We start from the raw sequence: 22,692 nt of genomic DNA on the forward strand, positions 1-22,692 counted from the left end.
ATCTGTGTTCCATGAAGCGGCGGGCCATGCAATGCCGCCGTTTGGTCCAGCTTCCCGTCAGGATCGGGACCTGCGGGCGTTCCGTGCCGGATTCGCATTCTAAATCGGTTCGGACGAACCCCGGCCATGCGTTGACATGGGAGGGGACTTCTCCGAAAAGGAGCGTTGTATGCTGATTTTATCGGCGCGTGTCATGAGGATGGCTTTGTCGAAAGCGATGCGGTCTCGCCTTGCAATAGGCCTTGCGACGCTGGGCGCGGCCTGTGCGGCGGGCATGGTGTCAGCGACCCCGGCGCTGGCGGATTTCCGGGTGTGCAACGCGACGCAAAGTCTCGTCGGCGTGGCGATCGGCTATCGCGCGCGCACCGGCTGGGTCACCGAAGGCTGGTGGCATGTCGAAGGCTCGACCTGCAAGACGCTGATCGAGGGTGCCCTGTCGTCGCGCTATTATTATCTCTACGCCGAAGACGCCGAACGCGGCGGTCGCTGGGACGGGCCGGTCAACATGTGCGTGGCGGAACGCGAGTTCAAGATCGCCGGCCCCGGTGACTGTTTCGCGCGCGGCTTCCAGCGCGCCGGCTTCCAGGAATACGACACGGGCGAGCAGGCGAGCTGGATGGTCCAGCTCACGGACGATCCCGCGAACAGCGGCGCGCCTGCCGTTACCGGATCGGACACGCAATGAGACGCAGCCGCAAGGTCAAGATACTCGCAACGCTCGGTCCCGCCTCATCCGACGAGGTCATGATCAAGCGGCTGTTCGAGGCCGGTGCGGACGTGTTCCGCATCAATATGAGCCATGCGAGCCACGAGCTCATGCGCGAGCTGGTGGCCCGCCTGCGCAAGGTCGAGGAAGAGGTCGGCCGGCCGATCGGCATTCTCGCCGACCTTCAGGGCCCCAAGCTGCGCGTCGGCAAGTTCGAGAACGGCTCCGTCGAGCTCGAACCCGGCCAGACATTCACGCTGGACGACAACCCGAAGCCCGGCGACGACAAGCGCGTGCACCTGCCGCATCCGGAAATCCTCAAATCCGTCGAGCCCGGCCACCGGCTGCTGATCGACGACGGCCGGCTGCAACTGAAGGTCATCAAGGCCAACGGCAAGTCGATCGTCTGCGAGGTGGTGTCCGGCACCAAGATTTCCGACAAGAAGGGCGTGAGCCTGCCCGATACGGATTTGCCGGTCGGCGCGCTGACGGAAAAGGACCGCAAGGACCTCGACGCGGTGCTCGCGACAGGCGTGGACTGGGTGGCGCTGTCCTTCGTGCAGCGCCCCGAAGACCTTGCCGAAGTGCGCAAGATCGCGCGCGGGCGCGCAGCGATCATGTCGAAGATCGAGAAGCCGCAGGCGGTCGCGCGCCTGGCCGAAATCATCGAACTGTCCGACGCCTTGATGGTCGCGCGCGGCGATCTCGGCGTCGAAATGCCGCTCGAGGCGGTTCCGGGCATCCAGAAGCAGATCACGCGCGCCGCGCGCCGCGCCGGCAAGCCGGTCGTCGTCGCCACGCAGATGCTGGAATCGATGATTTCCGCACCCGTTCCGACCCGCGCGGAAGTGTCGGACGTCTCGATCGCCGTCTTCGAGGGCGCGGATGCGGTGATGCTGTCGGCCGAATCGGCTGCCGGGCAATATCCCGTCGAGGCCGTCGCGACGATGAACGCCATCGCCGTGCAGGTCGAGAAGGACCCGCTCTATCCGGGCATCATCAACGCGCAGCGCTCGGAGCCCGAGGCGACGGGAGCCGACGCGATCTCGCTTGCCGCGCGCCAGATCGGCGAAACGCTGAAGCTTGCGGCGATCGTCACCTACACGGCGTCCGGCACCACCGGACTGCGCGCCGCCCGCGAGCGTCCGCAACTGCCGATCATCGCGCTATCGCCCGTTGTCGAGACAGCGCGGCGGCTCTCGCTGGTCTGGGGCACGCATTGCGTGGTCACGGAAGATGCCAACGATCTGGACGACATGGTCGACCGTGCCTGCCGCATCGCGTTCCGGGAGAATTTCGGAGGCGCCGGCGATCGCATCATTATCACCGCCGGCGTGCCGCTGAGAACGCCTGGCGCAACGAACATGCTGCGCATCGCCTATATCGGCAGCGATGGACAGGGCGGGCACTAACCCTTTTATCGAGAGACCGCGACGTCGGGCGCGCCCTCTCCGGGCTCGCTGACGGCACGCGCATCGCCCGCGATGCGTGCTTCGGCCACGCGCGCCGCAGCCTCCAGATCGATCGGTCTCCCCGCGATCTTTTCGATGGCGGCGACGACGAGGTCGGGCGCGATCCAGTCCGGCTTGTGGCCGAGATTGTCGACCCAGACGAGTTCGGAGCCGGCGATGTCGCGCGCGAGCCCGACCGAATGGATGTTCTCCAGAACGACCGTGTCGCGATTGCCGGTGATGATCACCGTCGGTGCCTTGATCTCAGGGTAGCGCTTCGATGCCTCGACGACGTGGTCGTAGAGCCCCGCCACGTCCATCGCGTTCCAGCGGAATGCGGAGGGCCGCAGCACGAGCGAAATCGCCGCGTCCTTGAGATAGGTTTCCGGCAGCCTGTTCGGCGAGAAGACGGAGGCTGACGCCGCGCGCATCTGCATCGACCCGCCGGGCCACGCCAGCGTTTCGGTGAACAACCGGCCAAGCACAGGCACTGCGGACAGCTTGTAGTACCAGGCGGTGCCGGCACCCGGCCACGGATGCGTCGCGGCGGACAGGAACACCAGCCCGCGCGTCTTGTCGGGATGGTTCAGCGCAAACGCCGCCGTCACCGCTCCGCCGAAGGAGTGCCCGACGATGATCGCATCGTCCATCCCATAGTGATCCATCAGCGCCGCGAGCGTATCGGCCTGCTCGTAGGGATTGGCGTTGCCCGGGCCGCGCTCCGACCAGCCATGACCGGGGCGGTCGAAGAACAGCATCTGCGCCCTCCCCTCCAGCAATGGGCGAATCGGAAACATCTGGTCGAGCAGATTGCCGCTTGCGCCATGGATGAACACCAGAGGCGGGAGGTCTGCATCGGGATCAGCCGGAACGTGAACGGTATGAAGCCGCGTCTCATCGACGGTCACGAACGTGCCGGCAGGCGGATTGTTGCGTTCGATGACCCAGGCGCCGATGCGGCTGACGCCGGCGAGAACGAGAAGCAGGGCGAGCAGGAAGCAGGCGGCGGCAACGGCGATGTTCATGCTCGCAAACTACGAAGGGAGATCAGGAAGGTTTCAGAAGAATTGCGAGCGCCGTCAGATGCCTTCGCCGGCCATCTCATCGGCAAGTTTCCCGAGTTCGGTCTGTGCGTCGCGCATCATCGGGTAGACGTCGAGCACGCGTTCATAGGCATGCATCGCGGCCTGCTTGCGGCCGCTGTTCTTGAGGATGACGGCAAGCCCCCCGAGCGCCCCGAAATGGCGCGGCTCCAGCCGCAGGGTGCGGTCGATGTCGGTCATCGACTTGGCATAGTTTTCCATCGTGAAATGCAGCGTCGCGCGCTTGTTCCAGCCTTCGGCGTAGTCGGGCGCGAGCAAGGTGACCTGATCGAGAAAGTCCATCGCCACGTCGTATTTCTCGGCATCGATCGCCTCTTGCGCCCAGCGCATCAGAAGGTCGGTCGTGGCGCTGCCGGATCGCGACCACTCCTGCCAGATACGGCTGGAGACGCGCTTGGCCGACGGCTCGTTCTTGGCGCGCTTGAGTTCGGTAAAGAGCGCGTCGAGACGAGAGCCCTCTTCGGGCGCGGTGATGGACGTCGAGGACCGGCCGGTCGACTGGGCGCTCGCGACGGTGGGAATCACGACCAGCAGGGCGAGGGAAATGGCAAAAACGTTCCGCATGCGCAGGAGCCTACCTGCACAGTGCGGAACGTCAAACTGAATTTCGCGTGAAGGCGGGGGCCTCAGCCCTGGCGCGCCTTGAAGCGAGGTGCAGTCTTGTTGATGATGTAGACGCGGCCCTTGCGGCGAACCATGCGATTGTCGCGATGGCGGCCCTTGAGCGACTTGAGCGAATTCTTGATCTTCATCGGTCCAGCCCGTTTCTGTGCCCGTTCGGGCTTAACGTAAAGACGCGCCCTCAGGCGCGCCGCAAATCTGCGCTGGCTCTTAAACGAGACTCGCAGTTGGTGTCAACCGGATGTGCCGCAGAAGCAGCTCACTCAGCGCTTGAGTCGTGTAAAATGGCCCATCTTGCGGCCCGGACGTGCCTCGGCCTTCCCGTAGAGATGCAGCACGACATCCGGTTCGGCCAGAAGCTGGGGCGCGCGCAGCACGTCGTCGCCGATCAGGTTTTCCATCACGCAATCCGAATGCCGCCTCGTATCGCCGAGGGGCAGCCCGGCGATCGCGCGGATATGCTGCTCGAACTGCGAGACCGCGCAAGCCGCTTCCGTCCAGTGGCCCGAATTGTGGACGCGCGGAGCGATTTCGTTCACCAGCACGCTGCCATCGGCAAGCACGAAGAACTCGACCCCGATCACGCCGACATAGTCGAGCCCGGTGAGGATCGCTTCCGCGGCAACCCGCGCCGCATCGGCGGTAACGTCGGAAACCGAAGCGGGAATGGTCGAGCTGTGCAGGATGCCGGCGCGATGCGCGTTTTCGGCCGGATCGTAGACCTCGATCGCACCATCGACGCCGCGCGCGGCAATGACGGAAATCTCGCGCTCGAACGGCACCAGCGCTTCCAGGATGAGCGGCACGCCACCCATGGCGTCGTAGACGCCGGCGGCATCCGCCGCATCCGCATCGCGGAACACCCGCTGGCCCTTGCCGTCATAGCCGAGGCGGCGCGTCTTGAGGACGCCGCTGCCACCGAACCGGGCGAGCCCGTCGACAAGATCATCGTCGCTGTCCACGGGCACGAAGCCGGCCGTGGATATGCCCATCGCGTTGATCGACGCCTTCTCGGTCACGCGGTCCTGCGCGACCTCGAGCGCACGCGGCGGCGGATAGACCGGCACATCTGCCGACAGGAGTTCCACGGCCCGAACCGGCACGTTCTCGAACTCGTAGGTGACGACGGCGCAATCCTGCGCGAGTCCGGCCAGGCCGTGCGCATCGTCATAGCCGGCGATGATCTGCCGGTTGGCGACCTGTGCCGCGGGGCAATCGGCCTGGGGCTCGAGAACGATCGTCTGGTAGCCGAGCCGTGCGGCAGCCATCGCGAGCATCCGGCCGAGCTGGCCGCCGCCGATGATACCGATCGTCGAGCCGGGGGCGAGCAAGCCGGTCATGCCCCGTCCGAGGGGCGCTCGGCGACGGCATCCGTCTGCGCGGCGCGCCAGGCATCCAGCCGCGCGGCAAGCGCCTCGTCGTGAAGTGCGAGGACGGCGGCTGCGAGAAGGGCGGCGTTGATCGCGCCCGCCTTGCCGATCGCGAGCGTGCCGACCGGAATGCCGGCGGGCATCTGGACGATCGAGAGAAGGGAATCCTGGCCGGACAGAGCCTTCGATTCGACCGGCACGCCGAAGACCGGAAGCGGCGTCATGGCGGCTGTCATGCCCGGCAGATGTGCGGCGCCGCCGGCGCCCGCGACGATGACCTTGAAGCCGCGCTCGCGCGCCCTGCGGGCGAAATCATAAAGCCGCTGGGGCGTGCGATGGGCGGAAACGATGAGGCTTTCATGCGCGATGCCCAGCGCATCGAGGGTCTGCGCGGCGTGGCTCATCGTCGCCCAGTCGGACTGGCTGCCCATGATAATGGCGACGTCAGCGTGCGAGCCCACCATGTCTGCTCCGATTCGACCATATGCCCGCAATTCGGGCTGCCGCCGAATAGTTCAATTGTGGCGAAGCCGCAAGGATCGCAGGAGATTTCAGGCGATGATGTCGGGAATGATCTTGTCTTCAAGCTGCTGAAGGCGGTCCTTCAGGGCCAGCTTTTTCTTTTTCATTCGCTGGATCTGGAGCGTGTCACAACCCATGGCAATCATGGCATTGATCGCGGCATCGAAATCCGTGTGCTCCTGCTTCACCTTGGAAAACTCGAGACGAACCTCGGCCTGTTCCTGTTCCGACATGCTTTACCGTCTGCGAAGTGTGAGGCGCGAGGGCCTGCTCGGGCGGGTTCCGGGGCTTCCGCGACCGGCGATGGCCTCATAGCACATTTCACCTTGTTAGGAAATGCGACTACTCAGCATTCGACAGCCTTAATCTGAGGTGGCACAGTGTCATCGTGCTGTCACAAGGCGGCCTGCGGTGGACGTCTGTCGGCGGTACGATCGAGGAACCAGAAAGGGAGAGCCTATCATGTCTCTTGCATCCCACCTTGCTGAGCTCAAGCGTAAGCATGGCGATATCGAACGTGAAATCGACGAAGCATCGAACCATCCCTCATACGACGCCCTCGAAATTGCACAACTGAAGCGACGCAAGTTGGCGCTCAAGGACGAGATAGAAAAGCTGCGGTCTCCGACCCGGCATTAATCCATATTCGAGCCGGATATCCGGCCTACTCGACGACGCCGTGCCGATGGCGCCCCAGCCATCGGCCGGTGGGGATTTTGCTTCTCCACTCCGCGGACTGGACGCCCGGCTGTCTGGAAGGACAATCCGAGACCCTGCGCGCAATCACTCCGTCCAGAACTGATCCAGCCAGATATTGAGCTTGAGGAACCCGTCCGTGTCGACGGCATAGATCCGGCGCGTTCCTTGCGCGCGCGCGTTCACCAGACCCGCATCGAGAAGAACCTTGAGGTGCTGCGAGACGGCGGGCCTGGAAATCGGCAGTCCGCCTGCCAGTTCATTGACGGTCTTGGGACCGCGCCGCAGCTCCTCGAGGAGATGACGGCGATTGGCGTCCGCGATGGCCATGAACGCATCGATCTGGATCATCGCCATTTGTAAGCACGGACGGGCGTAAACTCAAATCCCTTGCGGCTTGACGTCTTCGGCGTCCGGATCGCCGGCATCCGCCGGAGGCTCAGCCTCCGGGTTGTCGGAATCCGCGCGGGGATCGAGCAGCACGCCCTGCGGCGTGACGGCCCGTTCCGACGGCAGCGTCTTGAAGATCTCGCGATCCTCGATCGGCACCGGCGCGCGAGCCCGCACACGCACGATCGCGTAGCCGGCAAGCAGGAAATGCGCGAGCGCGGTCGCGAGGAAGATGCTCTCCGGCCGCATCCGGCCCATCAGGAATGCGCCGAGGATCGGCCCGATCATCGTCCCGAAGCCGTAGAGCAGGAGCAGCCCGCCGGAGAGTTTTACGAAATCCTCGGAATTCGCATGGTCGTTCGCATGCGCGACCGCGATCGAATAGAGCGTGTAGGCGAGCGCGCCATAGGCAGCGGTCATGCCGAGGATCAGGTTCGCCGAGCGCGGCGCGAACAGGAAGACGGCCACCCCCACCAGCGCGCAGCCGAAGGCGGCCGCAGAGAGCACATAGCGACGGTCGGTCATGTCGGAGATGCGTCCGACCGGCAATTGCGCGACCGCGCCGGCAACGACGACGAAGCTCATCATCAGCGCGATTTCAGGCGTCGAGATGCCAACGCGCGCGCCATAGACGGCACCGAGCGTACCCCACGCGCCGTTCGCGACGCCGATCAGCAGGCAGCCGACCGCCGCGACCGGCGAGTTGGCATAAAGGCCGCGAAGATCGAGTTTCACGTCGGCGAGCGGCTGCGGGCTCGCGGCGGACGTGATCGCGGTCGGGATCAGCGAGGCGCAGAAGAAGATGCCCGCGACCATGAACAGGGCGGCCGAATTCACGTCGGCGAAGGCCACGATCATCTGGCCGCCCATGATCGAGGCGTATGTCACCATCATATAGAGGCCGAACACCGTGCCGCGGTTCTCGTTCGTCGCGCGCTCGTTGAGCCAGCTTTCGATGATCATGAAGGCCCCGGCCATCGTCAGGCCGGTTCCCGCGCGCAGCACGATCCAGGCATATTCGTTGATCATCAGGCCGGTCAGGAGCGCGATGATCGCTCCCGAAGCCGCAAACGCGCCGAACGCGCGGATGTGACCGACCTTGCGCACGAGCCGCGGAGCAAAGAAGCAGCCGGCAATGAACCCGCCGGCCCAGGCCGTGCCGAACAGGCCCAGCGAAGCCGTCGAAAAGCCCTCCGCCTGACCGCGCAGCGGCAGCAGGAGACCATGCAGGCCCGAGGCTGCGAGCAGAAACGCGGTGCCGCGAAGAAGCGAGAAGATCGGTCTGTATGTCGCGAGCATGCGTCTGCCTGTGTTCGTGTCGGTCGATCGGGCCTAGCCGCCGAATTTAGCCATCATGAGACGACATCCGCGCTGTTATGCGACGCATCGCATCCGATCCACACCTATTCGCGCCGGAAAAGCGCTTCGGCGGCAAGCTTGGTGGCTCCCTTGGACGACAATTCGCCCTCGAGACGCGCGATCTCGGATTTGAGCTGGCCGATTCGCTCGTTGAGTTCGTCCACGGACAGCAGGGACAGGTCCTGGCCGATCTCGTGCGCTCGCTTCGGCTTGGCTGCTTCGTCCTCGAATATCGCCATTCTCGTTCTCCGCTTTGCCTCTTTCGCCATAAATCTACATAAGGGTGGCGGGTCGATGCAAATGGCGTGATCCGACAGATTTCAGGAACGAGCAGAGACATGGCGACAACACCCCTTCCCGACAAGATGACGGCGATCGCGATCACCGAACCCGGCGGCCCGCTCGTCTTGAAGCCGGAACGCCGCGACGTACCCACGCCCGGCACCGGCGAAATCCTGGTTCGCGTGCGGGCAGCCGGCGTCAACCGGCCGGACGTATTCCAGCGCAAGGGTGCCTATCCCCCGCCCAAGGGCGCATCGGACCTGCCCGGCCTCGAAGTCGCCGGCGAGGTGGCGGCGCTGGGCGCGGGCGCCACGCGCTGGCGCATCGGCGACGCGGTCGCCGCCCTGACGCCCGGCGGCGGCTACGCCGAATACGCGATCGTCCACGAATCCAACGCGCTGCCGATCCCGCACGGCTTCACCTTCACCGAGGCAGCCGCCATTCCGGAAACCTTCTTCACCGTGTGGCACAACGTGTTCCAGCGCGGCGGCCTCAAGCCGGGCGAAACCTTCCTCGTCCATGGCGGGTCGTCCGGCATCGGCACGACCGCGATCCAGCTCGCCTCCGCATTCGGCAGCTATGTGTTCGCCACCGCCGGCTCGCCGGAGAAATGCGACGCGTGCCTCAAACTCGGCGCCGACCGCGCCATCAACTACCGCGAGGAGGATTTCGTCCGCGTCGTGAAGGACGCCACGGACGGCAAGGGCGTCAACGTCATCCTCGACATGGTCGGCGGAGACTATGTCGATCGCAACTACGATGCCGCCGCCATCGAAGGCCGCATCGTGCAGATCGCGACGCTGGGCGGCCCGAAGGCCAGTGCGGATTTCTCGAAGGTCATGGTCAAGCGGCTGACCCATACGGGCTCGACGCTGCGCCCCCGCACCGTGGCGTTCAAGGGCGAGATCGCGGCCGAACTGGAAGCCAAGGTGTGGCCGCTTCTGGCGACGCGCAAGATCGCGCCTGTCATGGACATGATCTTCCCGCTGAAGGAGGCGTGGCGCGCGCATGAACGCATGGAAGAGGGCGACCATGTCGGCAAGATCGTTCTGGACGTCGCCTGAGGACGCCAAACAGGATTGACGAATTTCCGAATATGAGAGAGGCTCCCATATATGGAAACCTCTCTCATCGATTCCGAAACGACTGACCGCCGCCTCGCCGAGCGGCTGAAAAGCCTCAGGGCGGAACGCGGCTGGTCGCTGGACGAACTCGCGACGCGCAGCAAGGTCAGCCGCGCGACGTTGTCGCGGCTGGAGAATGCCGAAGTCAGTCCTACGGCGAGCGTGCTGGGGCGTCTGTGCGCGGCCTATGGCCTGGCGATGTCCCGCCTCATGCTGATGGTCGAAGAGCACTACGCACCGTTGATCCGCAGCGACGATCAGCAGGTTTGGGTGGATGCGGAAACAGGCTTTCGACGCCGCGCCATTTCTCCGCCGGCTCAATCCCTCACCGGCGAAGCCATCGAGGGCAGTTTGCGCGCCGGAGCCGGCATCGTCTACGACGAGAGCCCTCGTCCGGGCCTGGAGCATCACCTGCTGCTCATCGAAGGACGCCTGTCCGTCACCGTGGACGGCGCGACGCACGATCTCCTGCCCGGCGACTGCCTGCGCTACCGGCTCTTCGGCCCCAGCGCCTTCGCCACGCCCGCCGACAGCTCCGCCCGATACATCCTGTTCATGGTTTGAGACCGATGATAACCGCCGCCATCACTGCATTCTCCTGTCAGGACGCGCAGACGCACCTGCCTGAACTCGCCGAACTGCTCCATGCCTGCGTCCATGACGGCGCCAGCATCAGCTTCGTCCTGCCGTTTTCGCTGACGGAGGCGGAAACCTTCTGGACGACGAAGGTGTTTCCGTCACTTCGCGCCGGAGGAACCATCCTCCTGATCGCAGAGGCGGACGGCCGCGTTGCCGGCTCCGTCCAGCTCGACCACGATACGCCGCCGAACCAGCCGCATCGCGCCGAGGTGCGCAAGCTGCTCGTCCACCCGGATTTCCGCCGTCGCGGCATCGGCAAGGCGCTGATGGCCGACCTGGAGCACCGTGCCCAAGAGATGGGCCGGAGCCTGCTCACGCTCGACACGCGGACCGGCGACAAGGCCGAACCGCTCTATGCATCCATGGGCTACGAGACGGCCGGCATCATCCCCGATTTCTGCCGCGACACCGTCTCGGATCGGCTGGACCCGACGACAATCATGTACAAGGCCATTCGCGCCTGAAGGGCGCTGATGGTCGCGCGAGCCCGACACGAAACTGTTCGTCGCCTGCACGATTTCTTGCCTCTCGCGGCAAATCCCGCTATACGAGGCGCGATTTCCCAAAACTGGTGGCTTTGCCCACCGCCCGCGCAAGGGACGCGGGCGAACGAGAGGATATGTCTCAATGGCCAACACGCTTCTGATGCCCAAGGCAACCGCCGTCTGGCTGGTTGACAATACGGCGCTGTCGTTCGAACAGATCGCGAATTTCTGCAAATTGCACCCCCTCGAAGTCAAGGCGATCGCCGACGGTGAATCCGCGCAGGGCATCAAGGGTCTCGACCCCGTCATCACCGGTCAGCTTTCGCGCGACGAGATCGCCAAGGCGGAGGCCGACCCGAACCTGCGCCTGAAGCTTCAGGAGCCGAAGGTTCGCGTTCCCGAATCCAAGCGCCGCGCACCGCGTTACACCCCGCTTTCCAAGCGCCAGGACCGTCCGAACGCCATCCTGTGGCTGGTCAAGAACCATCAGGAGCTGAAGGACGCGCAGATTTCGCGTCTCGTCGGCACGACAAAGTCGACGATCGAGCAGATCCGCAACCGCACCCACTGGAATTCGGCAAGCCTGGTCCCGATGGATCCGGTCACGCTCGGCCTGTGCTCGCAGATCGACCTCGACCTCGAGGTTCAGCGCGCCTCGCGCGGCCAGCCGGCTGCGGCGCCGACCGGCGACACGTTGCTCCCGGCTTCGATGACCGAGACGCTCGAAGTGACCGATCGCAACCCGACCAAGAGCGACGACGACGAACTCGACGCCGACGCGGTCTTCGCCAAGCTCTCCTCGCTCAAATCGACCACGCCGGTCGACGAGGACGACGACCAGCACTGATCGGGCTCACGCCCGCGCACCACAAAAAGAGCCGGAGCGGGTGCCGCTCCGGCTCTTTTTGTGTCCGCTCCCCAGCCTGCCACGCCCAATGCGGCTAAGGCACTCGAGGCCGACGCCGCCCATGCGTTTCCAACTAACGCGTGTGGACCGACCTCGCCTGTTGCAGTCGTGGGCTCGGCCCCCTATCGTCCTATCTGACGGGAATCGCGTCACTAAAATACAAAGCCAGGCGACAGGAAGCTGCCAAGCCATGATAAACCTCAGGGTCAACAATCAGGACGTTGAAGTCGACGTCCCCGGCAATGCAACGTTGCTGGCCGTGCTGAGCAACGATCTGAAACTCCGCGGTCAGAAGTTCGGATGCGGGGTGTCGCAGTGCGGCGCCTGTACTGTCCTGATCGACGGAGAACCCGTCAAAAGCTGCCAGACCCCGGTGACGTCCGCCATCGGACGCTCCGTCACCACGCTGGAAGGACTGCGTGACAGCAATGGGGGCCCCGGCGCCCTGCAGCAGGCATTCATAGAGGAACAGGCCGCGCAATGCGGCTATTGCACCAGCGGAATGATCGTTGCCGCCCAAGCGCTGCTCGACCGCAACGCCAGCCCGACCGAATCCGACATCCGCATCGCGCTCAGCGGCAATCTGTGCCGCTGCGGGTCGCATAATCGCGTCGTCAGGGCCGTGTTGAAAGCTGCGGGGAGCCCGGCATAATGAACAAGATGATATCCATCGATCGCCGCACATTCCTCAAAGGATCCGCCGGATTTCTGGCGGTGTCGTTCGTCCTGCCGGCCGATCTCTTTGCCCAGTCGTCCGCACCCGATCTTCCCGGCGACATGAAGAGCCACCCCCAGCTTTCAAGCTGGCTGCGCATCAATGCCGATGGCAGCGTCACGCTTTTCATCGGCAAGGTCGAGCTTGGACAGGGCGCATTGACCGCGGTCGCCCAGGTCTGCGCTGAGGAACTGGTCGTCGAATTCGACAGGGTCCAGGTCATAGCCGGCGATACGCGGCTGTCTCCCGATGAAGGCACGACCGCCGGTTCGCAGACCATGCCGAACTGTGCGACAGCCGTTCAGCAGGCTGCTGCCGAGGTCCGGCAGATCCTCACGAACATCGCGGCCGAACGCTTCGATCTCGATGGCGAAAGCCTCGCCATTTCCGATGGGACCATTTCGGGCGGCGACAACAGCGTCACCTACTGGGAACTGGTCGAAAACCTGAATCTCGAGGTCGATGCGACGGGGACGGCACCGCTGCTGCCTCTCTCGCAACATCGGATTATCGGGCGCAACGTTCCGCGTATCGATCTCCCCGCCAAGATCATGGGCGAGCCGATCTATGTCCAGGACATGCATCTGGACGGCATGCTCTACGGCGCCGTCGCGCGTCCTCCGACCTATCGCGCCCGTCTCACCTCGATCGATCTTTCCGGCGTCGAAGCGATGCCGGGCGTCGTCAAGGTCGTGCGCAATGGCAGCTTTCTGGGCGTCATTGCCGAACGCCAGGAACAGGCATTCGCCGCGGCCGAAGCATTGACTGCAGCGGGCGAGTGGGACGTCGAGAGCGCGCTTCCCGGCCATGACGGCATGAAGGAATGGCTTCAGTCCACGCAGAGCACGGAAACCGAGTGGCTGAACAAGGTTCGGGGCAGCACCACGCAGACGGCAGAGCGCCACGAGGCGACCTACTACCGTCCCTACCATATGCACGGCTCCATCGGCACGTCGGCCGCCGTGGCGGTTTTCGACGACGAAGGCGACATGCGGGTCTGGACGCATTCGCAGAGCGTTTGGGCCACCGCTGCCGCGATCGAGGGAATGCTTGGCCTCGACGAAGGCAAGGTCCACGCGATCCATACGGAAGGATCGGGTTGTTATGGCCACAACATGGCTGACGACGCGGCGGCGGATGCCTGCATTCTGGCGCATCAGATGCCCGGACGGCCGATAAAGCTGCAATATACCCGCGCCGGCGAACACCAGTGGGAACCCTACGGGTCGGCCATGGTCAACAGCGTGTCCGCGAACCTCGACGCGGATGGCAACATTCTCGACTGGGAGCACCACATCTATTCCACGCCGCACGGCAACAGGCCCGGCGGAAATCCGGGGCGCCTGCTCTCGGCGCAATATTTCGATCCGCCCTTCGAACTGCCGGTAGCCAGCGATGGCGGGCCGCCGAACTTCTCGTCGACGCGCAACGGCCTGTCCAATTACGATTTTCCCGGTGAGCGCGTCGTCACCCACTTTATCACCGAGATGCCGCTTCGCGTGTCATCGACACGTGGGTTGGGCGCCTATGCGAACGTCATGGCGGTTGAGCAGTTCATCGACGAACTGGCGGTGAAGGCCGGCGCAGACCCGGTCGAGTACCGGCTTCGCTACCTCAAGGACGAGCGCATGCGCGACGCACTCATCCGTTGCGCGGAAGCGTTCGGTTGGGACGCCTGGGAAAAGAGAGCCAACAGGGGCCGTGGCATCGCGATCGCGCGCTACAAGAATTTCGCCGCGATCACGGCGGTTGCGATGGAGGTGCAGATAACGCCGCGCAACGGTCTGGTTCGCGTGACCCGTGCCGTGGCGTCGAACGACGGCGGACACATCGTCAGCCCGGACGGCATCATCAACCAGGTCGAGGGCGGATTGATCCAGTCCATAAGCTGGACGCTCAAGGAAGAGGTCAAATTCGACAAGACGCGCGTCCTGTCGTCCGATTGGGCGAGCTATCCCATCCTCGGCTTCACCGAGGTTCCGCCCGTGGAAACCGTACTGATCGACAGGCCGGGTGAACCCTATCTGGGCAATGGCGAGTCGTCCCAGGGGCCGTCGGGCGCGGCACTGGCCAACGCCATCGCCGATGCCATCGGCACACGGATGCGTGACGTTCCCTTCACCCCGGACCGCGTGAAGGCTGCAATCGACGCCGCAGCCTGATCTGTCATCACGGCGGGGCTACGTCGCCAGCCCCGCCCAACCTCCGGGAGGTTCCCCATGTTCACGCTGGTCGCTGCCAGTCGAAAGCCCATCCTCGACGGTATCGTCGCTACCCGCCGGTACGAAACCGTTGCGGAAGCCGAAAAAGAGATGCGCAATTGGGGCCGCTTCGGCGTCGAGAACCAATGCAACGAGGCGGACGCGATTTACATCTGCGATCCCCGGGGCGAGCTCGTGCGCATTTGGGACCATGCGCGCAAATGCTCGGTGCCAGCTTAGCGCCGGTCGGGTCGGACAATCGGCCGCCATCCTCAGCCAGATAGCCAAAGGATCTTTCCTTGAAAGTTTCGACAGTTCTCATCGCCATCGGAGGCGCAGTGGTCATTGCGGCGGCCGGAGCCTACGCTTATGCCAACCGCCATCCCGAGATCGCGGCTATCACGCCTCCTTCCCGCGACAGTCTGGACGCCTCGCTGGTTGAACGCGGCGAAATGCTTGCCGGCATTGGCAATTGTGCCGTGTGTCACACGGCGGAAGGGGGCGTCCCGATGTCCGGCGGCTTCGGCCTGCCGACGCCCTTCGGCACGATCCACAGCACCAACATCACGCCCGATGCGGAGACCGGAATTGGAAGCTGGTCGCTGGAGGCCTTCGTGCGTTCCATGCGTAAAGGCGTGGATCGGGAGGGGCGTCACCTCTATCCGGCATTCCCCTATGATTTCTACACGCGCGTCACCGACGACGACCTCGAAGCGATCTATGCCTATCTGATGTCGCTGGAGCCTGTGCGGGCGGAAGCGCCAGCCAACGACCTCGGCTTTCCGTTCGACCAGCGCATTCTGATGGCCGGATGGAACCTTCTCTTTCTGGATGAAGGGCCCAAGACGGACGATCCCGGCAAGGACGATGTCTGGAACCGCGGCCGATATCTGACGGAGGGGTTGGCGCACTGCGCGGCCTGCCACAGCCCGCGCAACGTGCTTGGTGCGGCGGTGCGGAGCGGCGACGATGCCTATTCCGGCGGCGAAGCGGAAGGTTGGTACGCACCCGCCCTCAACGCGCAAAACCACGCGCCGATAGGCTGGAATGCGGACACGCTCGCCAATTACCTGATCGACGGCTGGGATCGCGACCATGGCATCGCCGCAGGGCCGATGATGCCGATTTCGAACGACCTCTACCATCAACCCGAGGAAGAGGTGGTGGCGATCGCCACCTATGTCGCCGATCTCATGGGAAGCGCATCCGGTCAGAGTGCGGGTGCCCCGGATTCGGCACGCCAGCGGGCGGAAAGTCTGGAGTTCGGTGCCGAGGACGCGCCTGCGCTACCGACGGATCCCGTGCTGGCACGGGGTGCCGAGGTTTTTGCGGACCAGTGCGCCGTCTGTCACCGTGCCGACACCTATACCGTTCCGCTCGCGTTGACCGGATCGGTCAATGCACCCGATGCCCGTAACTTCATCCAGACGGTCATGCATGGCATTCAGCCAGCACCCGCCGGATCTGCGGACCGCTTCATGCCGGCAAAGGGGTTGCAGATCGGTGACGACGATCTGGCCGCGTTGACCGCCTTCGTGCGCGGCAGGTTCGGCCCCGGCGACCCGTGGGACAAGCTCGACGAGACCGTGCGCTCGCTGCGTGAAGGCGCGGAGTAGACGGGCACGCGCCCGACGCCGGTTCAGCCCAAGCGCTGCTCGACCAGAGCCGACCAATAGCGCAGACCGTGAAGGATAGCGGCGTCGTTGAAATCATAGGCGGGGTGATGCAGCCCTGCCGTAGCGCCATTGCCCAGCCAGATGAACGAACCCGGCCGCTTCTCCAGCATGTAGGAGAAATCCTCCGACCCCATGATGCGCGGGCAGTCGTCGTCCACCGCGTCCGTCCCGACGACGCTGCGGGCGGCCTTTAGCGCGTGCCGCGTCATTTCCGGGTCGTTGACCGTAACCGGATAGCCCGGGCGCCAGTCGATATCAGCCTCGATATCCAGGAGCTTCGCCGACGCCGCGACGATGGCGCGAAACCGGGCTTCCACTGCCGTTCGGGTCTCGGGGTTGATGGTTCGTATCGTTCCACCCAGCAGGACGGAAGCCGGAATCACATTGAGCGCGCTCGCAGAACCCGCCGCCAGATGCGTCACCGACACCACGACAGGATCGAAGGGGTCGGCATAGCGCGAGGCGATCGACTGAAGCGCCGTCACCAGATGCGCGCTGGCAAGCACCGGATCCGGCGTCTCGTGCGGTGATGCGGCGTGACCTCCGCGCCCCCGCAACGTCACCATGAAGCGATCGCCCGCCGCCATCAGCGGACCCGGCCGTATCGCAAACGAGCCCACCGCGAGGCCCGGCTGATTGTGCATGCCGTAGACTTCGTCGATGCCGAATCGCTCCAGGAGACCTTCCTCGATCATCACACGGCCTCCGGCACCGCCTTCCTCCGCCGGCTGGAAGACCAGCACGACGGTGCCTGCGAAATCGCGCGCCGCGGCGAGGTGTCTGGCGGCGGCGAGAAGCATCGCGGTGTGGCCGTCATGACCGCACGCATGCATCATGCCGTCCACTTTCGACGCGTGAGGCAGGTTGGTCTGCTCGCTCATCGGCAGAGCATCCATGTCGGCGCGCAACGCTATCGTCCGTCCCGGCCCGCGCGATCCCTTCACCACGGCGACAACCCCCGACTGCGCGATCCCGGTGACGACCTCGTCGCAGCCGAACGCCCTCAGCTTTTCAGCGACGAAGGCGGATGTGTTCGGAAGGTCGAACAGCAGTTCCGGGTTCTGGTGGATGTGGCGTCGCCACGCAACGGCTTCCTGAGCGAGCTCATCCAGCGTGTCGGCTGCGTCCATCTGGCAATCCCCTCTGCTCTCAGTCTGCGCGGACGTCACTACCGACCCGGAACGGCGAGCGTTCCGGGTCGGGATCGGGCATCGCGTCGAGCAGCATGCGGGTATAATCGTTCTTGGGAGAATCGAAAATATCCGTCACGGGCCCCTGCTCGACGATCTTGCCGCGATAGATAACCGCGACGTCGTCGCAGATGTAGCGGATGACGCCCAGGTCGTGGCTGATGAAGAAATAGGTCAGGCCGAGTTCGCCTTGCAGCCGGTGAAGAAGGTTGAGGACTTCGGCCTGCACCGACACGTCGAGCGCCGAGGTCGGCTCGTCCAGGATCAGCAGTTCCGGCCGCACCGCAAGGGCGCGAGCAATGCCGATGCGCTGCCGTTGCCCCCCGGAGAACTCATGCGGGTAGCGGAACAGATGCTCCGCGCCGAGCCCGACCTGAAGCAACAGTTCCATCACCCGCTCGGTCCGCTGGCGCCCGGTGCGCGTGGTTTCGTCGCGATGGATGACGAGCGGTTCGGCGATGATGTCGTGGATCGTCATGCGCGGGTTCAGCGACGCGTAGGGATCCTGAAAAACGATCTGCATGCGGGAACGCAGGCGGCGCATATCCCCTGCCGAAAGCGAATGGATATCCTGGCCGTCGAACCGGATCGCGCCCGACGTCAGCGTCTCGAGGCGCAGGATGCAGCGCGTCAGCGTCGTCTTGCCGGAGCCCGACTCGCCGACCAGCCCGAAGCTGCCGCCCTTCTTCACCGACAGGCTGACGTCGTCTAGCGCCTTGAAGTCCTCCGACCTGCCGTACATGCCCCGGCGCGAACCGGCGAAAATCTTGGTGACGTTCTGGATATCGAGGCTCATGCGAGCGCCTCCGGTGACAGCCCGCTCAGACCCTTCAGTTCTCCGCGTTTTGTGTGCACCGTCGGCACGGAATCCAGAAGCGCCTGCGTATAAGCGTGGCTGGGGCGCTTCAGCACGTCAAAGACCGAACCCGCTTCGAGGATGCGGCCGCGATACATCACGGCGACATGCGAGCAAATCTGGGCGACGACACCGAGATTGTGAGTGATCAGCAGGACCCCGATATTGCGCTCTGCGACGAGGTCGTGGATCAGCCGCAGGATTTGCGCCTGTACCGACACGTCGAGTGCCGTCGTCGGCTCGTCGGCGATCAGAAGGTCGGGCTTGCCGATCATCGCCATCGCGATCAGCACGCGCTGGCGCATTCCGCCGGAAAACTGGTGCGGATAATCGTCGATGCGCTCCCCGGCGTTTGGGATGCCGACCTTCTCCAGCATCTCGATGGCGGTTCTGCGCGCGGCTGTTCTGAACGCCTTGCGCGACGCACCGGCCTCAAGTCCCAGGACGGACGGATCGGCGTGGCCTGCGTGCAAAGCCACGTCGACAAGCTGGGTTCCGATCCTGAACACCGGATTGAGGTTGGTCGTCGGGTCCTGGAAGATCATGCCGATATGGCGGCCGCGCAGCGCGCGCATGTCGCGGTCGGCGGCCTTGAGCAAATCCTTGCCCTGAAACGCGATCGAACCGGCGAGGTAACGCCCCGGCGGTGTCGGGATCAGCCGCGAGACGGACAGGCCCGTCAGCGACTTGCCGGAACCGGTCTCGCCGACCATGCCCCAGATTTCGCCACGCTCGATCTTCAGGTCGATGCCATGCAGGATCTGCGTCTCGCCCTCATAGCTCCGCATCGAGAGCTGCAGGTTCTTGATGTCGAGGAGTGCCATCGCCTACCTCCGCGCCTTGGGATCGAGCACGTCGCGCAACCCGTCGCCCAGAAGATTGAAGGCGAGCACCGCAAGAAAGATCGCCATGCCGGGCGCGACCGCCGTCCACCAATAGTCGGGCAGGTAGCTGCGCGCGCCGGACAACAGCGTGCCCCATTCCGGTGTCGGCGGCTTCACGCCGATGCCGACGAAGCCGAGCGAAGCGACCGTCAGGATGGCAAACCCCATGTCCAGCGAGGCCTTGACCACGATGGGCGACACGATGTTGGGCAGGATGTGCCGGCACAGGATGCGCACCCAGCCGGCACCCAGCGCGTGCGCGGCAACCACGAACTGCTCTTCCTTCTTGCCGATCACCTCGCCGCGCACGAGACGCGCATAGGCCGGCCACCAGGTAATCGCGATCGCCACGATCATGTTGAAAACGCCGGTGCCCAATGCCGCCGCCACAGCCATGGCCAGAATGAGGCTCGGGATCGTCAGCAGGAGATCGGTGATCCGCATCAGGATTTCATCGATCCAGCCGCCGAAATAGCCGGCGATCGCACCGACCGTCGTGCCGACCACGATCGCGATGAACACGACGGCGAGCCCCGAAAAGAGCGAAACCTGCGAGCCCACCAGAACCAGCGAGAAAATGTCCTGGCCGAGTTCGTTGGTGCCGAACCAAGCGCTCGCGGAAGGCGGCTGGAACCGGGCGGCGGTGTTCGTCATGCCCTGGACGTGCTCGGGATAAGGCACGATGTACGGAGCCAGGATCGCGATCACGATGAGCGCCACCACGATGGCGAGGCCGATCACCGACAGCCAGCTCTGGCGGAAGCGATAGAACGCCCTGCCCCAGTTTTCCAACCTCGCGGACTGGCTGCGGGCGGGAATGACGATCTGGTTCTCGGCCGTCATGCGTATCGCACCTTCGGATTGAAGACACCGTAGAGCACGTCGACGACGAGCATGGTGAACAGGTAGATGATCGCGATCACCAGCGTCACGCCGATCACAGGCATGAAATCCTGCGTCAGGATCGCCTGCGTGGCGTATAGCCCGAGACCGGGCCAGTCGAAGACCGTCTCGACCAGAACGGTTCCCCCGAGCAGCCAGGACACGTAGAGACCGATGACGGTCAGCGTCGAGGTCATGGCGTTCTTGAGCACGTATTTGAAGAGGATCAGACGGTTGGAAAGCCCGAGCGCGCGCTCCGTCATCACATAGTCCTGCTGCAGCACTTCGATCGTGGAGGACCGCATCATCCGCATGATCGTGGCCAGCGGCGACAGAGCCATGGCGATCGCAGGCAGCGCGAGATGCGCCGCCGCAATCTGGAAGGCATAGAAGTCTCCCGCGATCAGCGCGTCGATCGTGTAGAAGCCGGTCACCGTTTCAGGCGGCATCTCGATGAACGGATACCGACCGGCAAGCGGCAGCCAGCCGAGCCATGCAGCGAAGGCAATTTGCAGCAGCAGGCCCAGAAAGAAGCGCGGCATGGCGATGCCGCCCAGCGCCAGCGTGCGGGTCGTGTAGTCCAGAAAACCGTTGCGATAGACCGCTGTCAGCAAGCCGAGCGGAATGCCGAGGAGGATGGCGATGAACAGCGCCGCGAACACGAGTTCCAGCGTAGCGGGAAGATAGGTCAGAATATCGTCGAACACCGGACGGCGCGTGAACACCGACGTGCCCCAGTCGCCCTGGACGAGACCCGTCAGATAGGTCCAGTATTGCAGCGGCAGGGGCTGGTCGAAACCGAACTGCACCCGCAACTGCGCGATCGTCTCCGCAGACGCATTGGGACCGGCGGCAAGGCCGACCGGATCACCGGGCAAGAGGCGGGCCACGACGAAGAGAAGCAGCGTCAACCCGATCAGGATCGGGATGACGAGAACGAGCCGACGCAGAATGAAGACAATCATGCAGCACTCCGGTTTGTCGGGGCGAACGGGATCGCACGCCCCGACCAGGCATCACGCAAGCGAGAGCGGCCAGATCTCAAACGTATTTGCGGCAACCGGGCAGAAAGAATAGCCCTCGACATTGTCGCGCATGGCGAACTTGCGCAGTTCCAGAACGCCGAAGATGTCGGGCGCGTCTTCCACGATCACTTCCTGGAACGCCTTGTAGAGCTCGGCGCGCTTGGCCGGATCGACCTCGGCGCGGGCATCCTCGATCAGCTTGTCGACTTCCGGGTTGTTGTAGACCGGGTTCTGCCACTGGCCGTTGCGCGAGGAATGGTAGCCCGCGAATGCCGTGTTGTCCGGGTCCGCATAGTTGGCCGACTGGAAGATCGAATGGAAATCCGTCATCGTATCCGGTGACTTCGCCATCGCGACGATGTCGGGCCATACGAGAGCGCGGATGTCGAGGTTGATGTTCAGGGACCTGAGCGCCTCGAGCAGGATGAGACACCAGCGGCGCTGGTTCTCGTAACCGGCAGCGTGGGATATGGACAGGGTGAACCCGCCATCCTTGTACTCGGACTGCGCGAGGTATTCCTTCGCCTTCTCCATGTCCTGTCGGTAGATGTCGAGACCGTCCGCATGCCCGAACATGCCGGTGGGCAGAGGCCCTTCCATGAGTTCGGCAGGCCCGGCAGCATCCAGCATCGACTGATAGTTGTAGGCGTAGGAAATGGCCTTGCGCAGGTTCTTGTCGGCAAGCGGGCCCTTGGCGGTGTTCATCTTGATCGAGAAGCTGCGGTAATCGGGCTCCATGATCCGGACGACGCCGGGCATGTCCTTCACGGCTTCCATGTCCTCGGCGAACATGTCGAGCGCGAAATGCACCTCGCCGCGCTGGAGCATCAGGCGGGTCGTGGCGGCTTCGCGCACGATCTTCCAGATGACCGCCTCGATGTTGCCGCCCTGATGCCAGTCGTTCTCCGCACGGATGAGTTCGTAGAGATCGCCCGGGCGTGCACGGCCCATGGTGAAGGCGCCCGAGCCGGCGATGTTGGCCAGCAGATAGGCCTGCCCGTCATCGCTGCCGGCATTGGCTTCGACCACCGCGGAATTGACCACGAACATCCAGGGCAGAACCGAGAGCAGCGGCGCGAATGGCTTCAGGAGAGACATGGTGACGGTCGTCTCACCGCTCGCCTTGACGCTGTCGGCGTCCAGAATACCATCGACCATCCAGGCCGGCCCCTGCTTGAGACGGAGCAGACGGGCGAAGGAATATTCGACGTCTTTGGCCGTAACCGGCGCGCCGTCATGGAAACGGGCGGCCTCGTCCAGTTCGAACGTATAGATCAGGCCGTCGTCGGACTGCGTCCAGCTCTTCGCCAGGCCGGGCTTGGTCTCTGGCGGATTGCCGACCACGCGCACCAGCGCATCGTAGGTGTTGCGGAACAGCCATTGCGGCGCGTAGCCGGTCGCGACGTGCGGATCGAAATTCGGGATGTCCACGGTGCTGGCGAGCACCATGATCTTGCGGCCCTGCGCGCTGGCGTACCAGGGCATGGCTGTGGCGATCGCCGCGCCGGCGGACCCGATCAGAAACTGGCGTTTGTTTAAACGAAGCATGTCCATTCCCCTGTTCTGCCGGCATCGCCGGTGTTGAAGGCCGGCCGGCGTCGCTCGCCG

26 protein-coding genes are annotated in these 22,692 nt (G+C 64.3%); 11 read left to right on the forward strand and 15 right to left on the reverse strand.

Translation table 11 applies throughout. The annotated features are described in order from the left end of the window. Nucleotides 1–274 precede the first annotated feature (274 nt). On the forward strand, nt 275–685 hold the full coding sequence (locus AAFN55_RS19230) for a DUF1036 domain-containing protein (protein ID WP_347801047.1): 411 nt from the start codon (nt 275–277) through the stop codon (nt 683–685). Next, nucleotides 682–2,118 carry a pyruvate kinase gene (gene pyk / locus AAFN55_RS19235; protein ID WP_347800584.1) on the forward strand — a complete coding sequence of 479 codons (1,437 nt, stop codon included), beginning with the start codon at nt 682–684 and terminating at the stop codon, nt 2,116–2,118. Before AAFN55_RS19230 ends, pyk begins: the two co-directional genes overlap by 4 nt. A gap of 5 nt (nt 2,119–2,123) precedes the next feature. Here pyk and AAFN55_RS19240 read toward each other — a convergent pair whose 3' ends face one another. The 6 genes from AAFN55_RS19240 to AAFN55_RS19265 form a co-directional block, all read right to left on the reverse strand. Continuing rightward, the gene (locus AAFN55_RS19240) at nt 2,124–3,182 is read right to left on the reverse strand and encodes an alpha/beta hydrolase (protein WP_347800585.1); all 1,059 of its coding nucleotides are present in this window, start codon (nt 3,180–3,182) and stop codon (nt 2,124–2,126) included. 54 nt (nt 3,183–3,236) lie between these two features. Continuing rightward, complete coding sequence (locus tag AAFN55_RS19245; RefSeq protein ID WP_347800586.1) at nt 3,237–3,824, reverse strand: tetratricopeptide repeat protein; 588 nt, start codon at nt 3,822–3,824, stop codon at nt 3,237–3,239. A gap of 62 nt (nt 3,825–3,886) precedes the next feature. Next, a complete protein-coding gene (ykgO, locus tag AAFN55_RS19250) occupies nt 3,887–4,012 on the reverse strand; it encodes a type B 50S ribosomal protein L36 (RefSeq protein WP_347800587.1) in 126 nt (41 codons plus the stop codon). 132 nt (nt 4,013–4,144) lie between these two features. After that, nucleotides 4,145–5,221, reverse strand: a complete 1,077-nt coding sequence (locus AAFN55_RS19255; protein WP_347800588.1) for a 5-(carboxyamino)imidazole ribonucleotide synthase — start codon at nt 5,219–5,221, stop codon at nt 4,145–4,147. Next, entirely contained in the window at nt 5,218–5,715 is a 498-nt protein-coding gene (gene purE, locus AAFN55_RS19260; protein ID WP_347800589.1) for a 5-(carboxyamino)imidazole ribonucleotide mutase, read from the reverse strand. The genes AAFN55_RS19255 and purE overlap by 4 nt, the downstream gene beginning before the upstream one ends. 87 nt (nt 5,716–5,802) lie before the next feature. Continuing rightward, nucleotides 5,803–6,006 carry a YdcH family protein gene (locus tag AAFN55_RS19265; protein ID WP_347800590.1) on the reverse strand — a complete coding sequence of 68 codons (204 nt, stop codon included), beginning with the start codon at nt 6,004–6,006 and terminating at the stop codon, nt 5,803–5,805. Between the two features lie 229 nt (nt 6,007–6,235). Between AAFN55_RS19265 and AAFN55_RS19270 the strand changes: the two genes are divergently transcribed. Next, nucleotides 6,236–6,412 carry a DUF465 domain-containing protein gene (locus tag AAFN55_RS19270; RefSeq protein WP_347800591.1) on the forward strand — a complete coding sequence of 59 codons (177 nt, stop codon included), beginning with the start codon at nt 6,236–6,238 and terminating at the stop codon, nt 6,410–6,412. A 144-nt stretch (nt 6,413–6,556) separates the two neighbouring features. Here AAFN55_RS19270 and AAFN55_RS19275 read toward each other — a convergent pair whose 3' ends face one another. The 3 genes from AAFN55_RS19275 to AAFN55_RS19285 form a co-directional block, all read right to left on the reverse strand. Then, nucleotides 6,557–6,820 carry a metalloregulator ArsR/SmtB family transcription factor gene (locus AAFN55_RS19275; protein WP_347800592.1) on the reverse strand — a complete coding sequence of 88 codons (264 nt, stop codon included), beginning with the start codon at nt 6,818–6,820 and terminating at the stop codon, nt 6,557–6,559. Between the two features lie 30 nt (nt 6,821–6,850). Next, on the reverse strand, nt 6,851–8,158 hold the full coding sequence (locus tag AAFN55_RS19280; protein ID WP_347800593.1) for an MFS transporter: 1,308 nt from the start codon (nt 8,156–8,158) through the stop codon (nt 6,851–6,853). Between the two features lie 104 nt (nt 8,159–8,262). Further along, a complete protein-coding gene (locus AAFN55_RS19285; RefSeq protein ID WP_347800594.1) occupies nt 8,263–8,457 on the reverse strand; it encodes a DUF1192 domain-containing protein in 195 nt (64 codons plus the stop codon). A gap of 99 nt (nt 8,458–8,556) precedes the next feature. Between AAFN55_RS19285 and AAFN55_RS19290 the strand changes: the two genes are divergently transcribed. From AAFN55_RS19290 to AAFN55_RS19325, 8 genes are all read left to right on the forward strand, one after another. Beyond that, nucleotides 8,557–9,564 carry an NAD(P)H-quinone oxidoreductase gene (locus AAFN55_RS19290; RefSeq protein WP_347800595.1) on the forward strand — a complete coding sequence of 336 codons (1,008 nt, stop codon included), beginning with the start codon at nt 8,557–8,559 and terminating at the stop codon, nt 9,562–9,564. 51 nt (nt 9,565–9,615) lie between these two features. Further along, complete coding sequence (locus AAFN55_RS19295; protein ID WP_347800596.1) at nt 9,616–10,188, forward strand: XRE family transcriptional regulator; 573 nt, start codon at nt 9,616–9,618, stop codon at nt 10,186–10,188. A gap of 5 nt (nt 10,189–10,193) precedes the next feature. Next, nucleotides 10,194–10,727 (forward strand): GNAT family N-acetyltransferase, encoded by a 534-nt coding sequence (locus AAFN55_RS19300; protein WP_347800597.1) that lies wholly within the window; start codon nt 10,194–10,196, stop codon nt 10,725–10,727. 163 nt (nt 10,728–10,890) lie between these two features. Further along, on the forward strand, nt 10,891–11,595 hold the full coding sequence (locus AAFN55_RS19305; protein ID WP_347800598.1) for a DUF1013 domain-containing protein: 705 nt from the start codon (nt 10,891–10,893) through the stop codon (nt 11,593–11,595). Between the two features lie 250 nt (nt 11,596–11,845). After that, on the forward strand, nt 11,846–12,307 hold the full coding sequence (locus AAFN55_RS19310) for a (2Fe-2S)-binding protein (RefSeq protein ID WP_347800599.1): 462 nt from the start codon (nt 11,846–11,848) through the stop codon (nt 12,305–12,307). Beyond that, on the forward strand, nt 12,307–14,532 hold the full coding sequence (locus AAFN55_RS19315; protein WP_347800600.1) for a molybdopterin cofactor-binding domain-containing protein: 2,226 nt from the start codon (nt 12,307–12,309) through the stop codon (nt 14,530–14,532). The genes AAFN55_RS19310 and AAFN55_RS19315 overlap by 1 nt, the downstream gene beginning before the upstream one ends. A 57-nt stretch (nt 14,533–14,589) precedes the next feature. Beyond that, nucleotides 14,590–14,811 (forward strand): hypothetical protein, encoded by a 222-nt coding sequence (locus AAFN55_RS19320; protein WP_347800601.1) that lies wholly within the window; start codon nt 14,590–14,592, stop codon nt 14,809–14,811. 59 nt (nt 14,812–14,870) lie between these two features. Then, entirely contained in the window at nt 14,871–16,187 is a 1,317-nt protein-coding gene (locus tag AAFN55_RS19325) for a cytochrome c (protein ID WP_347800602.1), read from the forward strand. Nucleotides 16,188–16,210: 23 nt separating this feature from the next. Here AAFN55_RS19325 and AAFN55_RS19330 read toward each other — a convergent pair whose 3' ends face one another. Genes AAFN55_RS19330 through AAFN55_RS19355 form a run of 6 tightly spaced genes read right to left on the reverse strand, consistent with a single transcriptional unit; the run spans nt 16,211 to nt 22,632 of the window. Continuing rightward, a complete protein-coding gene (locus AAFN55_RS19330; RefSeq protein ID WP_347800603.1) occupies nt 16,211–17,377 on the reverse strand; it encodes a M20 aminoacylase family protein in 1,167 nt (388 codons plus the stop codon). A gap of 19 nt (nt 17,378–17,396) precedes the next feature. Beyond that, nucleotides 17,397–18,233, reverse strand: a complete 837-nt coding sequence (locus AAFN55_RS19335) for an ATP-binding cassette domain-containing protein (protein WP_347800604.1) — start codon at nt 18,231–18,233, stop codon at nt 17,397–17,399. Next, complete coding sequence (locus AAFN55_RS19340; protein WP_347800605.1) at nt 18,230–19,117, reverse strand: ABC transporter ATP-binding protein; 888 nt, start codon at nt 19,115–19,117, stop codon at nt 18,230–18,232. Before AAFN55_RS19340 ends, AAFN55_RS19335 begins: the two co-directional genes overlap by 4 nt. A gap of 3 nt (nt 19,118–19,120) precedes the next feature. Continuing rightward, the gene (locus AAFN55_RS19345) at nt 19,121–20,020 is read right to left on the reverse strand and encodes an ABC transporter permease (protein WP_347800606.1); all 900 of its coding nucleotides are present in this window, start codon (nt 20,018–20,020) and stop codon (nt 19,121–19,123) included. Beyond that, on the reverse strand, nt 20,017–21,024 hold the full coding sequence (locus AAFN55_RS19350; protein ID WP_347800607.1) for an ABC transporter permease: 1,008 nt from the start codon (nt 21,022–21,024) through the stop codon (nt 20,017–20,019). Before AAFN55_RS19350 ends, AAFN55_RS19345 begins: the two co-directional genes overlap by 4 nt. Before the next feature lie 51 nt (nt 21,025–21,075). Next, nucleotides 21,076–22,632, reverse strand: coding sequence for an ABC transporter substrate-binding protein (locus tag AAFN55_RS19355; protein ID WP_347800608.1), 1,557 nt, complete (start codon nt 22,630–22,632; stop codon nt 21,076–21,078). Nucleotides 22,633–22,692 lie beyond the last annotated feature (60 nt).

Origin of the sequence: Mesorhizobium sp. CAU 1732 (assembly GCF_039888675.1) — a bacterium.
Classification (GTDB): domain Bacteria; phylum Pseudomonadota; class Alphaproteobacteria; order Rhizobiales; family Rhizobiaceae; genus Aerobium.

Excerpts from the sequence above, each read along its gene's own strand:
- AAFN55_RS19285 (WP_347800594.1), bottom strand. The coding sequence starts at position 8,457 with ATGGCGATATTCGAGGACGAAGCAGCCAAGCCGAAGCGAGCGCACGAG.
- AAFN55_RS19230 (WP_347801047.1), top strand. The coding sequence starts at position 275 with ATGGTGTCAGCGACCCCGGCGCTGGCGGATTTCCGGGTGTGCAACGCG.
- purE (WP_347800589.1), bottom strand. The coding sequence starts at position 5,715 with ATGGTGGGCTCGCACGCTGACGTCGCCATTATCATGGGCAGCCAGTCC.
- AAFN55_RS19330 (WP_347800603.1), bottom strand. The coding sequence starts at position 17,377 with ATGGACGCAGCCGACACGCTGGATGAGCTCGCTCAGGAAGCCGTTGCG.
- AAFN55_RS19320 (WP_347800601.1), top strand. The coding sequence starts at position 14,590 with ATGTTCACGCTGGTCGCTGCCAGTCGAAAGCCCATCCTCGACGGTATC.
- AAFN55_RS19335 (WP_347800604.1), bottom strand. The coding sequence starts at position 18,233 with ATGAGCCTCGATATCCAGAACGTCACCAAGATTTTCGCCGGTTCGCGC.
- AAFN55_RS19270 (WP_347800591.1), top strand. The coding sequence starts at position 6,236 with ATGTCTCTTGCATCCCACCTTGCTGAGCTCAAGCGTAAGCATGGCGAT.
- pyk (WP_347800584.1), top strand. The coding sequence starts at position 682 with ATGAGACGCAGCCGCAAGGTCAAGATACTCGCAACGCTCGGTCCCGCC.
- AAFN55_RS19310 (WP_347800599.1), top strand. The coding sequence starts at position 11,846 with ATGATAAACCTCAGGGTCAACAATCAGGACGTTGAAGTCGACGTCCCC.
- AAFN55_RS19265 (WP_347800590.1), bottom strand. The coding sequence starts at position 6,006 with ATGTCGGAACAGGAACAGGCCGAGGTTCGTCTCGAGTTTTCCAAGGTG.
- AAFN55_RS19255 (WP_347800588.1), bottom strand. The coding sequence starts at position 5,221 with ATGACCGGCTTGCTCGCCCCCGGCTCGACGATCGGTATCATCGGCGGC.
- AAFN55_RS19290 (WP_347800595.1), top strand. The coding sequence starts at position 8,557 with ATGGCGACAACACCCCTTCCCGACAAGATGACGGCGATCGCGATCACC.
- AAFN55_RS19355 (WP_347800608.1), bottom strand. The coding sequence starts at position 22,632 with ATGCTTCGTTTAAACAAACGCCAGTTTCTGATCGGGTCCGCCGGCGCG.
- AAFN55_RS19340 (WP_347800605.1), bottom strand. The coding sequence starts at position 19,117 with ATGGCACTCCTCGACATCAAGAACCTGCAGCTCTCGATGCGGAGCTAT.
- AAFN55_RS19240 (WP_347800585.1), bottom strand. The coding sequence starts at position 3,182 with ATGAACATCGCCGTTGCCGCCGCCTGCTTCCTGCTCGCCCTGCTTCTC.
- AAFN55_RS19305 (WP_347800598.1), top strand. The coding sequence starts at position 10,891 with ATGGCCAACACGCTTCTGATGCCCAAGGCAACCGCCGTCTGGCTGGTT.
- AAFN55_RS19275 (WP_347800592.1), bottom strand. The coding sequence starts at position 6,820 with ATGATCCAGATCGATGCGTTCATGGCCATCGCGGACGCCAATCGCCGT.
- AAFN55_RS19295 (WP_347800596.1), top strand. The coding sequence starts at position 9,616 with ATGGAAACCTCTCTCATCGATTCCGAAACGACTGACCGCCGCCTCGCC.
- AAFN55_RS19350 (WP_347800607.1), bottom strand. The coding sequence starts at position 21,024 with ATGATTGTCTTCATTCTGCGTCGGCTCGTTCTCGTCATCCCGATCCTG.
- AAFN55_RS19300 (WP_347800597.1), top strand. The coding sequence starts at position 10,194 with ATGATAACCGCCGCCATCACTGCATTCTCCTGTCAGGACGCGCAGACG.
- ykgO (WP_347800587.1), bottom strand. The coding sequence starts at position 4,012 with ATGAAGATCAAGAATTCGCTCAAGTCGCTCAAGGGCCGCCATCGCGAC.
- AAFN55_RS19315 (WP_347800600.1), top strand. The coding sequence starts at position 12,307 with ATGAACAAGATGATATCCATCGATCGCCGCACATTCCTCAAAGGATCC.
- AAFN55_RS19280 (WP_347800593.1), bottom strand. The coding sequence starts at position 8,158 with ATGCTCGCGACATACAGACCGATCTTCTCGCTTCTTCGCGGCACCGCG.
- AAFN55_RS19245 (WP_347800586.1), bottom strand. The coding sequence starts at position 3,824 with ATGCGGAACGTTTTTGCCATTTCCCTCGCCCTGCTGGTCGTGATTCCC.
- AAFN55_RS19345 (WP_347800606.1), bottom strand. The coding sequence starts at position 20,020 with ATGACGGCCGAGAACCAGATCGTCATTCCCGCCCGCAGCCAGTCCGCG.